This window comes from Enterobacter cloacae complex sp. I3 (assembly GCF_014896175.1).
Classification (GTDB): Bacteria; Pseudomonadota; Gammaproteobacteria; order Enterobacterales; family Enterobacteriaceae; genus Enterobacter; species Enterobacter bugandensis.
The window spans coordinates 112,488-126,766 of sequence record NZ_JADBQZ010000005.1 but is presented as its reverse complement, the minus strand read 5'-3'; the positions used below and the strand labels follow the sequence as shown (position 1 = coordinate 126,766).

Sequence of the window (14,279 nt, the reverse complement as noted above, 5' to 3'; positions counted from 1 at the left end):
CCCATGAAAATATTATCCCCTTTAACGGTATGCTTTGCTGTCCTGCTTAGTGCTGGCTGCGCCGACTCTCTGAAAAGCGACTATCAGCCTCCTGAGGTGAAATACCCTGCCAACTGGTATCAGGCGGATGCTGCGGAGGAGAGGATGCCGTTCGACTGGCAGGCCTTTAACGATCCAGACCTCGACGGCTGGCTGCGGCAGGTGATGGTGCGCAATAACGATGTCGCTGGAGCAGTATTGCGTGTTTATCGCGCCCGCCTGGAAGAAGAGCGGATTGGCATCACAAACGATCCGGGACTAAAAGGTTCGCTCGCGCTTGACGGTAAAAAACAGCTGAACAGCTCAGCCAACTGGAGCAGGGGCAGCGTTGCCAGTATTAATACCAGCTATGAGCTGGATCTGTGGGGCAAAATAGCGCGGCAGCGCGATGCGAAGGCGTGGGCACGTTTTGCCTCGGAAGAGGATCTGCGTTCTGCACGCCTGACGCTGCTTTCAAATGCCAGTAATAATTACTGGCGCTTAGGCTTTATTAACCAGCAGCTGTCTGTCCTGCAACAAAGCATCAACTATGCAAAAGAGACGCTGCGCCTGGCTAACGCGCGTTATGCCGCGGGCGGTGCCTCCTCTCTGGATGTTGTGGATGCTCAGCAGGGCGTGCTTTCGCAGGAAAACAAGCTGGCGGCGTTGAAGAATGAACGTTTACAGGCGCTCAATCAGCAAGCCGTTTTGCTTGGAACCGCGCCGGGCAGCGCGATAGTCGAACCGAAAGCGTTACCAATGGAACCACTGCCGCAGGTCAGTGGAAAGATCCCGGTCAACGTGCTGCGGCATCGACCCGATATCAGCGCTAAAGAGTGGCGGGTACGGGAAGCATTGGCCACCGTTGATGTCCAGCGTACTGCATTTTATCCAGCGTTTAGTCTGACCGGCTCGCTTGGCACCAGCAGCAGCAGCCTTATGGCCTTCCTGGAAAATCCTGTAGGCTCTGTTGGAGCAAACCTGACCCTGCCGTTCCTGGAATGGAGAGAAAGGGGCATGGACGTGAAGATTGCCCGCAACGACTACGAGCAACGGGTTCTGGAGTTTAAACAGGAACTTTACAAGGCGATGAGTAGCATAGAAGATGCGCTTGCTTTGCGTCATCAACTCCTGGAACAGGAGACGCTTCTACGTGAAGGCCTGGAACTGGCGAAAAAATCAGAGAGGCTAAACGAAGTTCGCTATCGCCAGGGCGCGGTGCGAATTTCTTTCTGGCTTGATGCTCAGGAGAAACGCCGTCAGGCTGAACTGGCACTGTATGAAAATCGCTTTAACCAGTTAAATAATCTGGCAAAAATCTATTTGGAGTTCGGCGGTTCGGTATCTTTTCCCTGAATTGCGCAGACTCATTTACGTCTGGCAGCAATAGGACTTGCTGCCAGGGCGCAGTTCGCAAGACATCCCTCGTCATTATTCAAACCCATCTCACAAAAATCGTTCCTCCCCTTTGATCGAAATTTCATCTCCGACTATATGACTAGTCATATCATTTAAATGACTAGTCATATAGGAGGCAACCATGAATCAATCACTGCCGGCCAACTTTTTATGGGGCAACTCGGTGTCCAGCATGCAGACGGAAGGGGCCTGGAACGAGGGTGGGAAGGGGATGTCGGTGTACGACATTCGTGAAGCCGGAGAAAACGTCTCCGACTGGAAGGTGGCAACCGACTCCTACCATCGCTACCGGGAAGATTTCGACCTGATGCAGGATCTGGGCATGAACTGCTACCGCTTCCAGATCTCCTGGAGCCGCGTCTGCCCGCAGGGCGACGGCGCGTTCAACGACGAGGGCATCGCCTTTTACGACCGCTTTATTGACGATCTCATCGCCCGCGGCATCGAGCCGATGGTCTGCCTCTACCACTTCGACATGCCGCTGGCGCTGGCGCAGGAGTACAACGGCTTCAACGATCGCCGCGTGGTGGAGGCTTTTATCCGCTATGGCAAAAAGATGATCGACTGCTTCGGCGACCGGGTAAAGTACTGGCTGACCTTTAACGAGCAGAACATCTTCCATATGCCGGAAGCGTTCCGCATTTCCGGCTATATGAAAGGCGAGAAAACCCTGCGCGAGCTGTATGAGCTTCAGCACCATGCGATGGTGGCGCACATGTCGCTGACCGAGTATCTGCACCAGACAAAACCGGGCCAGCTAATGGGCGGCATGCTGGCGCACCAGCTGATCTATCCGGCCACCTGCAAGCCGCGCGATATCTTCTGCGCCCAGCAGTATGACGAATTCCTCAACCAGAACCTGCTGCGCGTCTTTGCAGGCCAGGGCTACAGCCCGGCGGTGATGGCGGTGGTAGAGCAGGAGGGCTTCGGTGATATCTATCGCGCCGACGATCTCGCTCTGTTTGCCCGCACGAAAAACGACTTTATGGCCTTCAGCTACTACGCCAGCAAAACGCTGGACAGCGATGCGATCCCGGAAGGCACGCCGGTCAACTATTACCTGCTGCACGGTGAGAAAAATAACCCCTACCTGAAAGCCACCGAGTGGAACTGGCAGATCGACCCGCTCGGTTTTCGCACCATCATCACTCGCTATGCCAACGACTGGCGCATGCCGGTCTTCCCGATTGAAAACGGTATTGGGGTGATTGAGTCCTGGGACGGGGTTAACCCGATTGAGGATACCTACCGCATCGACTACCACCGGGCGCATATCGAGGCCATGAAGGAAGCCATGTTCGAGGATGGCGCAGAGGTCATTGGCTATCTCGGCTGGGGGTTAATTGACATTCTCAGCTCGCAGGGGGACATGCGTAAGCGCTACGGCGTGGTCTATGTCAACCGCGAGAATCACGACCTGAAAGACCTTAAGCGCGTGCCGAAGAAGAGCTACGCGTGGTTAAAACAGGTTATCCATACCAACGGACGCGAGATGTAAGCCGTACGCTGCCGGGCCGTTTTTGTGACTGATTGATGGGAACACTCCGCTATGTCTGAAACAAAAATAACACCGCACATGCAGTCTTTTGTCGACAAATTTGTTGAGTTCTCGGCGCGCCTGGCAAACCAGGTGCACCTGCGCTCCCTGCGCGACGCCTTCGCCACGGTGATGCCGATTTTCATCCTCGCCGGTCTGGCGGTGCTGGTGAACAACGTGGTGTTCCCGTGGATTTTTGAGGGCGACACGCTCACACAGTTTAAGGTCTGGGGCGAGGCGATTATTAACGGCACGCTGAACATCGCCGCGCTGCTGCTGGCGCCGATGATTGCCTGGTCGCTGGCGCGCAACAAAGATTTCGACAATCCGGTCTCGGCAGTGGTTATCGCCGTCAGCAGCTTTATCATCATGATGCCGATGCGCTTACAGGTTACGCCCGTTGGCAGCGACGCTGCGGTCAGCGTGACGCAGGTGCTGACGTTCGCCAATATCGGCTCCACCGGGATTTTCGCCGGGGTGCTGATTGGCCTGCTTTCCACCGAGCTGTTCATCGCCATTTCGCGGCTGAAGGCGCTGCACATTTCGCTGGGGGAAAACGTGCCCCCGGCGGTGAGCAAATCCTTTACCGCGCTGATCCCAACCATTCTTACCTTGTCGGTGTTCGCCGTGCTGGCGGCGCTGCTGGCAAACGTGCTGCATACGGATCTGATCCATCTCATCACGACCTTTATCCAGCAGCCGCTGCGGCTGATCAACACCAGCCTGCCGGGGACGATTTTCATCTACAGCTTCGGCAACTTCCTGTTCACGCTCGGCATTCATCAGTCGGTGGTCAACAGCGTGGTGCTGGAGCCGTTTCTACTGATTAACACCAACGAGAACATGCTGGCCTTCGCCAACGGACAGCCCATCCCGCACATCATCAACAACATCTTTGTGCCGACGTTTGGCATGGTGGGCGGTACGGGCAGCACGATCTCGCTGCTGATCGCCATCTTTATCTTCTCGCGGCAACAATCGGCGAAGCAGGTGGCGCGTCTGTCGCTGGCACCGGGCCTGTTCAACATCAACGAGCCGGTGATTTTCGGCCTGCCGATCGTCTTTAACCTGCCGCTGATGATCCCGTTTGTGCTGCTGCCCGCCATCGGCATTTACTTCGCCTGGCTCTGCACCACGCTGGGGTTAATGTCCCGCTGCGTGGTGATGATCCCCTGGACCACGCCGCCGATCCTCAGCGCCTGGCTGGCGACGGCGGGGGACTGGCGCGCCGTGGTGGTCCAGTTGGCAATCATCGTATTTGGTGTATTCTTCTACCTGCCTTTCCTCAAAATTGCCGAGCGAGTGGCCTTGAAAAACAGCGGGATAGAAAACTAACAGAAAGGAAGGACGATGGTGGCGAAGTACATCACCATAGCGCGGGAAATTAAGAAACGCATTATCAGCCAGCAGTACGCCGCCAACGAACCCCTGCCGGATCAGTTTGCACTGGCGGCGGAGTTCAGTACCAGCCGGATGACTATTCAGCAGGCGATGCGCCAGCTGATCGTCGAAGGGCTGGTCTACACCCGTCAGGGGCAGGGGACGTTCATCCGCAAAAACTTCCTCCAGCTCTCGCAGTGGGATCTCTCCGGCAGCGACTACTTTGGCGCGACCAAAACCTGGGCGCATCTGGGTACGGTGACGAGCCAGGTGGTGCATTTCGAACTGCGCTTCCCGAACGAAAAAGAGCAGGCGTCGCTGATGATTAACGCCGATGCGCCGATCTACGACTTCATTCGCCTGCGTCTACTGAACGGCGAACCGATGTCGCTGGATTCCACGGTGATGCCGATGAATCTGGTGCCGGGCCTGACGAAAAACCACCTTGAAGGGTCAGTGTTTCAGTACGTTCAGGAAACCCTGGGGCTGAAAATTATGGGGTCATACCGGGTCGTGCGGGCGCTAAAGCCCAGCGCGCTGGACAGAGAGCATCTGGTCTGTGAGGAAACCGATCCGGTGCTGGAGGTGGAGCAGGTCATTTATCTGGAAGATGGCACGCCGCTGGAGTATGCCCACTGCCACTATCGCTACGACCACGGCGGGATTGTGATAGTGAATAACGGATAAAAAAAAGCGGGCCTCGAGGCCCGCTTTTTTGATGCGCGTAATTAGTTCAGACGCACCGGCATACCGGAACGGTTCTGAATCGCCTGGTCGACGATGGTGGTTTCCACGTCTGGCTGAGAGGTCACTGACTGCACCGCGCTGTTCAGCGTAATCGGCACGATCTCGTTGTTGTTGATCTGGTCTTCGCTGGTGGAGAGCGGGTTGTGCACTTCGATGTAGCGGCTGCCGTCTGGCTCAGACGTCGCTTTCACCGGTTCGTTGATGAACTGCACGCGCGTACCGACCGGCACGTTTTCGAACAGGAACTTGATGTCGTCGTTACGCAGGCGCACGCAGCCGTGGCTCACGCGCAGGCCGATACCGAAGTTGGCGTTGGTGCCGTGGATGGCGTACAGACGACCAATGTACAGCGCGTACAGGCCCATCGGGTTATCCGGGCCGGCTGGCACAACGGCGGGCAGCGGCTCGCCCGCAGCGATGTATTCCGCGTGCATTTTGGCGGTAGGGGTCCAGGTTGGGCCCGCTTTCTTACGCTCTACTTTGGTGGTCCAGTTCAGCGGGGTGTCTTTACCCAACTGGCCGATACCGATTGGCAGCACGATAACGGTGTTAGTGCCTTTCGGGTAGTAATACAGGCGCATTTCGGCGCTGTTAATCACGATGCCTTCATGAACGGTATCCGGCAGGATCAGCTGCTGAGGAATATTCAGCACGGTACCTGCTTTTGGCAGATACGGGTCAACGCCCGGGTTCGCTTCCAGCATGTTGGACAGGCCCAGCTGGTACTGCGCGGCGAAATACTCCAGCGGCTGAGAGTTACCCTCAGGCACCGTCACCACCTGGTTTTGACCCACCAGACGGCTTCCGTCTGTCGGCAGGGGATACGTCACCGCAGACGCGGTCTTACAAAAACCTACTACGGCTAACGCCGCCGCAAAAAGCGTTGTTAATTTCATGTTCATGTTGTGCGAGGTATCTAAGCCATTCAGGCGATGAGTTGATAAGTCTGAATCTGTGATGGGAGCGCATTATATGTGCATTCCCGCTTACAGGGAATTCAGATGTGTACGAAATCACATTTTTTTCGATTTTGTTAAAGTTTAGTGGATTGCCGCAACACGGGATCTCAATTCGGAATTGTGGCATAATGCCGTGTTTATCACACTTTTCGCAGGAATCTCTCCGTGTTAGTTACCAGCAACGTCACTATGCAGTTTGGCAGTAAGCCGCTGTTCGAAAACATTTCCGTCAAATTTGGCGGCGGCAACCGTTACGGCCTGATTGGTGCCAACGGTAGCGGAAAATCCACCTTTATGAAGATCCTCGGCGGCGATTTAGAGCCGACGCTGGGCAACGTGTCGCTCGATCCGAACGAGCGTATCGGTAAGCTGCGTCAGGATCAGTTCGCCTTCGAAGAGTTCACCGTGCTCGACACCGTGATCATGGGGCACGCGGAGCTGTGGGAAGTGAAGCAGGAGCGCGATCGTATCTACGGTCTCGCCGAAATGAGCGAAGAAGACGGCTATAAAGTGGCCGATCTGGAAACCCAGTACGGCGAAATGGACGGCTACTCCGCGGAAGCGCGTGCGGGCGAGCTGCTGCTGGGCGTGGGTATTCCGGTTGAACAGCATTACGGCCCGATGAGCGAAGTCGCGCCTGGCTGGAAGCTGCGCGTGCTGCTGGCGCAGGCGCTGTTCTCTAACCCGGACATCCTGCTGCTCGACGAACCAACGAACAACCTGGACATCGATACCATCCGCTGGCTGGAGCAGACGCTGAACGACCGCGACAGCACCATGATCATCATCTCGCACGACCGTCACTTCCTGAACATGGTCTGTACGCACATGGCGGATCTGGACTACGGCGAGCTGCGCGTTTATCCGGGCAACTACGACGAGTACATGACGGCAGCCACCCAGGCGCGTGAACGTCTGCTTGCCGACAACGCCAAGAAGAAAGCGCAGATTGCGGACCTGCAATCCTTCGTGAGCCGCTTCAGCGCTAACGCCTCTAAATCCCGTCAGGCGACCTCGCGTGCCCGTCAGATCGACAAAATCAAGCTGGAAGAGGTTAAAGCCTCCAGCCGTCAGAACCCGTTCATTCGCTTCGAGCAGGACAAGAAGCTGTTCCGTAACGCGCTGGAAGTTGAGGCGCTTACCAAAGGCTTTGATGAAGGCCCGCTGTTTAAAAACTTCAACCTGCTGCTGGAAGTGGGCGAGAAAATTGCCATTCTGGGCGCCAACGGCGTGGGTAAATCTACCCTGCTGAAAACCCTGGTGGGTGAACTGCAGCCGGACAACGGCACCGTGAAGTGGTCCGAGAACGCGCAGATTGGCTACTACGCGCAGGATCATGAGTACGAGTTCGAAAATGACCTGACCGTCTTCGACTGGATGAGCCAGTGGAAGCAGGAAGGTGACGACGAGCAGGCGGTGCGCAGCATTCTGGGTCGTCTGCTGTTCAGCCAGGACGACATCAAAAAGCCGGCCAAAGTGCTCTCCGGTGGTGAAAAAGGCCGCATGCTCTTCGGCAAGCTGATGATGGAAAAACCGAACATTCTGGTGATGGACGAACCGACCAACCACCTGGACATGGAATCGATCGAATCGCTGAACATGGCGCTGGAGATGTATCAGGGCACCCTGATCTTCGTCTCTCACGACCGTGAGTTCGTCAGCTCCCTGGCGACCCGCGTGATCGAAATTACGCCAGAGCGCGTGGTGGACTTCACCGGTAACTACGAAGATTACCTGCGCAGCAAAGGTATCGACGGCTAAAAAAAAAGCCGGGTGGCGGCTTCGCCTTACCCGGCCTACGTTCTATCCCCTCTCCCTGTGGGAGAGGGCTAGGGTGAGGGCATCAGGCCGTACTACACCACCCACTCGCTCCCTTCAATCCCGTTTACCCGCAGCGTACGTTTTTCCCCCGCCGGTAACGACACCTTCAGCGCCTTCCACGCCGGACGATAATCCCCGCGCGCGTTGACCTTCAGGTTGATGGTTGCGCCATCACACTCCATTTCCCATTCCACCCACAGCGCATTGCCCTTTTGATAGCCCCAGCTTTCACCGTCGTCCTCAAACAGCAGCCCCGTGGTTGTGCCGACGCCTTTAACCGGGAACAGCTTCAGCTCGCGGGTCGTATCTTTTTCAGCACTCACATGCGTGATGCGCTCGCTAAGCGGCAGACCGGCCCCGGCGCGCACCAGCAGCGGCAGTTTTTCCAGCGGCGCATCAAGGACGATGGATTGCCCGCCCGCATACCACGCGTGGGTGTAAAAATCGTACCAGCCCGTTTCGTTATCCGGCAGCCAGACGCGGCGCTCGCGCTGCCCGGCTTCGACGACGCTGGCGACCAGCAGGTCGCGGCCCAGCAGGAAGTCATCGCACTCTTCGAAGGTCTGCGCGTCGTGCTCGTGGTCGAGGAAGGTCGGGCGCAGCATCGGCTCGTCGTCGGCGTGCGCCTGCCAGAGCAGGGTGTAGAGATACGGCAGCAGGCGGTAGCGCAGCTCAATGGCGCTGCGGATCGCAGGGGTCACGCCCGGGTACATCCACGGCTCGTTCACGGTGCGATCGTCATTCCAGGAATGGATGGTAAAGCGCGGGTGCATTACGCCGTTCTGCACCCAGCGCACGAACAGCTCGGCGTCCGGCTTGTCGCCGGAGAAACCGCCGACGTCGTGCCCGACGTTGAATAATCCGGACAGGCTCATGCCCAGCCCCATGCGGATGTTATAGCGCAGGGTGTCCCAGTTGGTGCGGTTGTCGCCGCTCCAGGTCTGAACGTAGCGCTGCATCCCGGCGCAGCCGGAGCGGGAGATGAGATACGGGCGTTTTTCCGGCGCAAAGCGCTGCTGCGCTTCCAGCGAGGCGCGCATCATCAGCAGCGGCATCACCGGGCGAATGTGCTTGATGGCGATCTCCTTGCCGAAGCCAAAGCAGCGGGCTTCCCCGTCCCACACTTCATACTCGTTGTTGTCGTTCCAGGTGGAGTCGATGCCCATCTCCAGCAACTGCGTGGTCACGCCGTTCTGCCACCACTGCACCGTCTGCGGGTTGGTGAAGTCGAGGTGCGAGCCTTCGTCATCCCAGAAGCTGGAACGTTCAGGCGCGTCGGTTTCTGAATCACGGATGAACAGGCCGCTCTCCGCCACTTCACCGTAGCGGGGATGATCCTGCAGCAGGCACGGCTTGATGTTGGCCGCAAGCTTCAGTCCCGCGTCGTGGAAGGCCTGGCTCATCGCCTTCGGCTGCGGCACTTTGTCGTAGTTCCAGTTGAAGACGTAGCGCTTGCCGTTGATGGAGGTATAGCCGGACGAGAGCTGGAACGAATCGCACGGAATGGCGTGCTCTTCGCACAGGCGGATGAAGTTCATCAGCTGATTCTGCGCGTCCGGTGCGTCGGTGTAGTGCATGGTCGAGCCGCTGTAGCCCAGGCTCCACTTCGGCCCAAACAGCGTTTTCCCGGTCAGGCGCACGAAGGCTTTGGTGACGTCCAGCGCGCGCGCGCCGGTAAAGAGGTAGTAGTCGATGTCGCCCGCTTCTGCCTGCCAGCGGCGATAGGCGGTGTGATAGTTGTCGATCTCGTTGCCCAGATCCAGCCAGCAGCTGCTCAGGTTGTCGTAGAACAGGCCGTAGCTCACGTCGTCGCGGCGGGTAAGGGTGAACGGAATGTGCTTGTAGAGCGGGTCGGTGCTGGCGGCGTTGTAACCCATCGCGTCCAGGTTGCGCATCTCGTAGCGTTTGCCGTTGCGCTGCAGATCGCCCGCTTTCTCACCCAGGCCGTAGAAACGCTCGTCCTTGCGACGGCTGAGATAGTGCGCCACGCCGTCGCCGTGGGCGTTCAGCAGGTAGGCGCTGGTCGGGCGATCCTGGACCAGCGGCTGCCATTCGCCCGCATCATTGCGGTAGTGCCACTCCAGCCACAGGGGCTGGTGGACGGTGACGCGCAGCTGCTCGGTTGCCACCGTCACTGCGTCATCCTGCTGCGTCAGGGTCCAGGCCGGGCAGGAGAAACCGCTCAAGTCGTCACGACGGCGGCCTTCCCACGGCACGTCTTGTTCCGGCGCGATGCTCCAGGTGCGGTCCAGCGCCAGCTCGCCTTCGCGCTTAATCAGCACGCGGAACAGGTTCTGTTCCAGCACGTACAGGCACAGGCGGTGCTGATTATCGACCAGCAGCTCCAGATGATTCGCAGACTGCTTATCAACGGTCCAGTTTTTCAGGGTTTTCATATGCAATACATCCACTATCAGGCGCGCTTAGCGCGACGTTCAGCAATAAATGCCACCAGGAAGAGAGCGCCAATCAGGTCAAAAAAGCCCATGGCAATAAAGAGCGGGTTGAAGCCGATTTTGTCGGCGGTCACCCCGATTAACAGGGAGAACAGGAAGCTGGCGATCCACGCCGCCGAGCCGCGCATGCCGTTGACGGTCGCCATCTGGCCTTTGTCGAACGACTCCACGACCAGAGCACTCAGCATGCAGGAGATGATCTGGTGCCCGAAGCCGCCGATGGAGATCAGCACGATGGTGATATACGGGTCGCGGGTCACGGCGACGATGGCCAGAGAAATCATCAGAAACGCGCCGGTGACGGAGCTTGCCACCACCGAGTTCACGCGGGAGCAGCCGAACCAGCGGGTGTACAGACGCGTCAGGTAGCCGCTCGCTACGCTGCCGAGGTCGGCGGCCAGGAACGGCAGCCAGGCAAACATCGCAATCTGCTTCAGGTCCATGCCGTGCTCTTTGGCAAGGTACAGCGGCACCCAGAAGCTCAGCACCGCCCAGGCCGGTTCCGCCATAAAGGCCGGGATGGCGATACCGTAGAAGCGTTTATTTTTCGAGACGGTTTTCAGCGCGGTCAGGAAGGGCAGCTTGACCGGTGCGGGTTCGTTATCCTGTTTGATAAACGCCAGCTCGTCGCGGCTCAGGTTCGGGTGCTGTTCCGGGTTGTGGTAGAACGCCCACCAGAGGAGCACCCACAGCAGCGCCAGCACGCCGGTAAACATAAACGCGCCCTGCCAGCCGAACGACGCGTGAGCAAAGTAAATGATAGGCGGGGCCAGCATCGCGCCGATGGAGAAGCCCACGCCTGCCCAGCCGGCGGCAACGGGACGCTCTGATTTCGGGAACCATTCACCGATGGTTTTGGCGTTCGCTGGCGTGGCGGCAGCTTCGGAAGCACCCATAAAGAAGCGCAGAATCGCCAGGTGCAGCCAGCTTCCGGCGCCCGCGTGGAAGATACACATCAGCGCCCAGATCCCGGCGCAGACCATAAAGCCAATCTTCAGGCCGATAACGTCGATCAGCCAGCCGCACAGGGGCTGGAAAATGGTGTAGGCGATCTGAAACGCGCCGACTATCCAGGAGTACTGCTCGGTGGTGATCCCGAGGCTCTCTTTCAGTTCCGGGGCGAGGATCCCCAGTGAGTTACGGGTGATGTAGTTAACGGTGACGCCAAGTAAAAACAGCACCAGCACGTACCAGCGCAAATTCTTAATGACGCGACGGGTTTTGCTTGTCGCAACGGTGTTATTGATGTCCTGACTCATTTTACTCTCCACAAGACGGACGGTAAGGGGACGGAGGTTCAGGTGTCACACAGATTGTTATGCCTTTGATTTCTATCCGCTTAGAATGCTTAAGTTGCTATACAACTAGTATGGAAGCTGTGTGACAAGTTCACCTTAGGGAAGAAAATGAGAGGGCAAAAGTGGATTTTGTGCAAAATTTCTCATAATTGACGTAAAACCTCTGGCATGATGGTCGTTATGTCAGTTATTGCCTGACAAATACGCCATGAAAATTTTTTCATTTCGCAAATGGAGCCAGATCACAAAATGGACAAAAGGCTAAAAATCACCGAAATTGCCGCCCGTACCCAGCTCTCCATCAGTACGGTTTCCCGTGTGCTGGCAGGCAAAGCGAATACCAGCGAAAAGGCGCGGGCTAAGGTGCTGGCGTGCGCGCGGGAGCTGGGGGTGATGGACGGCATGGCGGCGGGGCGTCTGCTGCTTAACAGCCTGGTGGTTTTTGCCCCTCAGCGTGCCTTCGACGAGCGGTCCGACATCTTTTACTACCGCGTGATCCAGAGCGTGAGCAAAGGGCTTGCCTCGCACGAGGTTCGGCTGCGCTACTGCGCGCTGGAGGAGAACGACAGCGACGCCCAGATTTTTCTGGCACGCATGAACGAGCCGGATACCCAGGCGGCCATTCTGCTCGGTATCGACGATCCGCATATCCACGATCTGGCGGTGGATGTGGGGAAACCCTGCATGCTGATTAACTGCCGGGACCGCCGCATGCGCCTGCCTGCCGTTGCCCCGGATCATCGCGCCATCGGCGAGCGGGCGGCGGAGTACCTGTTCGAGATGGGGCACCGCGAGGTGATGAACGTGCTGTGCCTGCGTCGCTACACCATGGAGCTGCGCCTGGCGGGGATCCGCGACGCGTGGCACGCTCATAATCTCAGGTTTAACGACAGGCGCGATCTGCTGGTGGTGCCAAGCTTCAGCGCCAGAGAGACGGAGCAACTGGTGAGCGAGTGGCTTAACCAACAGAAGGGAAAAGACCTGCCGACGGCGTTCCTGGTAGGCGGGGACTTTATGGCGGCAGGCACCATCAGCGCGCTGCAAAATCACGGTCTGCGCGTGCCGCAGGACGTCTCGGTGATGAGCATTGACGGCTTTAATCTGGCGGCGATTCAGGATGTGCCCTTAACGGCGGTGCATGTTCCCCGCGACGAGCTGGGAACGGAAGCGGTGCATATGCTCCAGCAGCGGCTGATGCGCCCGGACGCGCCGTCAGGAACATTGCTGCTGAACGGCACGCTGGCCGTGCGGGAATCGGTACGGCGGATACGTCAGGGGAAACGACGCACCGCCGTGGAGCGGGAAGGGCTGTACGACAGTTAAGCCATGCCCAGCGCACGCTTGCCGTGGATATTGAGATCGTTCACGGTAAAACGGTCCTGCCAGCTTTTTTCATAATCCTCGCGCGGGAAGTCTCCCGGCGACGCGCCGGTTTCCAGCGCTTCCTTGACCTTTTTCGCATAGGCGAGGTTCTTCTCGCACATTGGCGCGGCGGGGATGTACATCACGTTGCCCCAGCCCTGCTGATTTTCCACCGGCGCGACAGAGTGGATCACGTCGCAGTGCCACCACACGGAATCGCCGGCTTCCAGCGCCGGAATACTGGTTAATGCTTCGACAAGCAGCGGGTGCCACTTCTCGGAAATCGGCAGCACGCGCCCCGGCGCCACGCCGCAGAGTTCGTCTTCCGGCACGTCGTCCAGCAGCGGACGCAGCAGAATGTAGGCCATTGCTTCCGGCATCGGCACCACGTGCAGCAGCCCCTGGCCGGGGATCATGTCCGACAGCGCCGTCCAGCCCTGGAAGGTGCGGAACACCGAGCATTTGGTGGTGTTATCCACGGTGTATTCTTCCACTTCAGTACGGTGCGCGGCGTTCCACGGATCGTATTTCTCGACGTTGCCGTCAAACACGCGGGCAAACACCTGCTGGTAAGCCGGCAGCAGCCAGCGCTCCAGCGCGCCGGAATCGGTATGCGCCCCCAGCCCTTTGGAGGTGGTTCCCGGCGGACGGCGGCGAATGCGGTCCGGGTAAATCACGCTCACGTCAGGGTCGAACCACTGCTTGCCGTTGCTCTCGAATGTCCATAAACGGTTCAGGAACGACTGCACCTGCGCCATCGCTTCACTCTGGCGCGCCTGCATTTGTGCCTGGGACCAGTAGATCGGGTAAATCTCCGGGCGGGAGGCGGTTAAGGTGCCGAAGAAGTTGTCGCCCGGCCCTTTGTACACCTCGTCAAACTTGTTCAGATCGAGGTAGTCGAGCATCGACCGATCCCACGCCAGCGCCTGCTCGCGGGGGAAGTGACCTTTAATCACCGCGCAGCCGCGGCGCTTAACGGCCTCGCGCTGAGCGTCGGTAATCGTGCCGTTTTTCACATCTGCAAACGGAATCACCGGCCAGACGGATTCGCCTTTATTTTTCAGGGCGTTGATCTCCGCCACGCGGGTGGCGATTTTATCGCTGAGCTTGTCGAACACCGCCTGCACGTCGCCGATCTGCGCGCGTAACTCACGTTTTAACTGACGGATTGCCGCTTTGTGATCCGCCGGCAAGGTTTCACTGGTAAAGGTCATAACTGCCTCGCATCTTTCATTCGAAAGTAAAAATGTCTACAAGTGATACTTTAAGTTAAAAATAAGTT

At 58.0% G+C, this 14,279-nt stretch carries 10 protein-coding genes; 6 read left to right on the top strand and 4 right to left on the bottom strand.

All coding sequences use genetic code 11. The features are described from left to right. The first annotated feature begins 3 nt into the window (after positions 1–3). The 4 genes from IM271_RS05265 to IM271_RS05250 all read left to right on the top strand — a co-directional run bounded on the left by IM271_RS05265 (position 4) and on the right by IM271_RS05250 (position 5,041). On the top strand, positions 4–1,374 hold the full coding sequence (locus IM271_RS05265; RefSeq protein WP_193052276.1) for an efflux transporter outer membrane subunit: 1,371 nt from the start codon (positions 4–6) through the stop codon (positions 1,372–1,374). A gap of 184 nt (positions 1,375–1,558) precedes the next feature. Continuing rightward, on the top strand, positions 1,559–2,935 hold the full coding sequence (locus IM271_RS05260) for a glycoside hydrolase family 1 protein (protein WP_193052275.1): 1,377 nt from the start codon (positions 1,559–1,561) through the stop codon (positions 2,933–2,935). 51 nt (positions 2,936–2,986) lie between these two features. Continuing rightward, positions 2,987–4,309, top strand: a complete 1,323-nt coding sequence (locus tag IM271_RS05255) for a PTS sugar transporter subunit IIC (protein WP_048999183.1) — start codon at positions 2,987–2,989, stop codon at positions 4,307–4,309. Between the two features lie 15 nt (positions 4,310–4,324). Continuing rightward, positions 4,325–5,041, top strand: a complete 717-nt coding sequence (locus IM271_RS05250) for a GntR family transcriptional regulator (protein ID WP_193052274.1) — start codon at positions 4,325–4,327, stop codon at positions 5,039–5,041. Between the two features lie 41 nt (positions 5,042–5,082). Here IM271_RS05250 and ldtB read toward each other — a convergent pair whose 3' ends face one another. Then, the gene (gene ldtB, locus IM271_RS05245) at positions 5,083–6,003 is read right to left on the bottom strand and encodes a L,D-transpeptidase (RefSeq protein WP_008501186.1); all 921 of its coding nucleotides are present in this window, start codon (positions 6,001–6,003) and stop codon (positions 5,083–5,085) included. Between the two features lie 222 nt (positions 6,004–6,225). Here ldtB and IM271_RS05240 point away from each other — a divergent pair, with 222 nt between their 5' ends. Next, the gene (locus IM271_RS05240; RefSeq protein ID WP_041910703.1) at positions 6,226–7,821 is read left to right on the top strand and encodes an ABC-F family ATPase; all 1,596 of its coding nucleotides are present in this window, start codon (positions 6,226–6,228) and stop codon (positions 7,819–7,821) included. A gap of 92 nt (positions 7,822–7,913) precedes the next feature. Here the strand turns inward: IM271_RS05240 and IM271_RS05235 are convergent, their stop codons facing one another. Both IM271_RS05235 and IM271_RS05230 read right to left on the bottom strand, forming a co-directional pair. After that, complete coding sequence (locus tag IM271_RS05235) at positions 7,914–10,277, bottom strand: TIM-barrel domain-containing protein (RefSeq protein WP_193052273.1); 2,364 nt, start codon at positions 10,275–10,277, stop codon at positions 7,914–7,916. 17 nt (positions 10,278–10,294) lie between these two features. Beyond that, positions 10,295–11,596, bottom strand: coding sequence for an MFS transporter (locus IM271_RS05230; RefSeq protein ID WP_059357997.1), 1,302 nt, complete (start codon positions 11,594–11,596; stop codon positions 10,295–10,297). Between the two features lie 288 nt (positions 11,597–11,884). Between IM271_RS05230 and IM271_RS05225 the strand changes: the two genes are divergently transcribed. Continuing rightward, positions 11,885–12,958, top strand: a complete 1,074-nt coding sequence (locus tag IM271_RS05225) for a LacI family DNA-binding transcriptional regulator (RefSeq protein WP_060572581.1) — start codon at positions 11,885–11,887, stop codon at positions 12,956–12,958. Here IM271_RS05225 and IM271_RS05220 read toward each other — a convergent pair. Further along, entirely contained in the window at positions 12,955–14,211 is a 1,257-nt protein-coding gene (locus IM271_RS05220) for a DUF1479 domain-containing protein (protein WP_193052272.1), read from the bottom strand. The genes IM271_RS05225 and IM271_RS05220 overlap by 4 nt on opposite strands. Between the last annotated feature and the right edge of the window lie 68 nt (positions 14,212–14,279).

Excerpts from the sequence above, each read along its gene's own strand:
- IM271_RS05260 (WP_193052275.1), top strand. The coding sequence starts at position 1,559 with ATGAATCAATCACTGCCGGCCAACTTTTTATGGGGCAACTCGGTGTCC.
- IM271_RS05230 (WP_059357997.1), bottom strand. The coding sequence starts at position 11,596 with ATGAGTCAGGACATCAATAACACCGTTGCGACAAGCAAAACCCGTCGC.
- IM271_RS05255 (WP_048999183.1), top strand. The coding sequence starts at position 2,987 with ATGTCTGAAACAAAAATAACACCGCACATGCAGTCTTTTGTCGACAAA.
- IM271_RS05265 (WP_193052276.1), top strand. The coding sequence starts at position 4 with ATGAAAATATTATCCCCTTTAACGGTATGCTTTGCTGTCCTGCTTAGT.
- ldtB (WP_008501186.1), bottom strand. The coding sequence starts at position 6,003 with ATGAACATGAAATTAACAACGCTTTTTGCGGCGGCGTTAGCCGTAGTA.
- IM271_RS05225 (WP_060572581.1), top strand. The coding sequence starts at position 11,885 with ATGGACAAAAGGCTAAAAATCACCGAAATTGCCGCCCGTACCCAGCTC.
- IM271_RS05250 (WP_193052274.1), top strand. The coding sequence starts at position 4,325 with ATGGTGGCGAAGTACATCACCATAGCGCGGGAAATTAAGAAACGCATT.
- IM271_RS05235 (WP_193052273.1), bottom strand. The coding sequence starts at position 10,277 with ATGAAAACCCTGAAAAACTGGACCGTTGATAAGCAGTCTGCGAATCAT.
- IM271_RS05220 (WP_193052272.1), bottom strand. The coding sequence starts at position 14,211 with ATGACCTTTACCAGTGAAACCTTGCCGGCGGATCACAAAGCGGCAATC.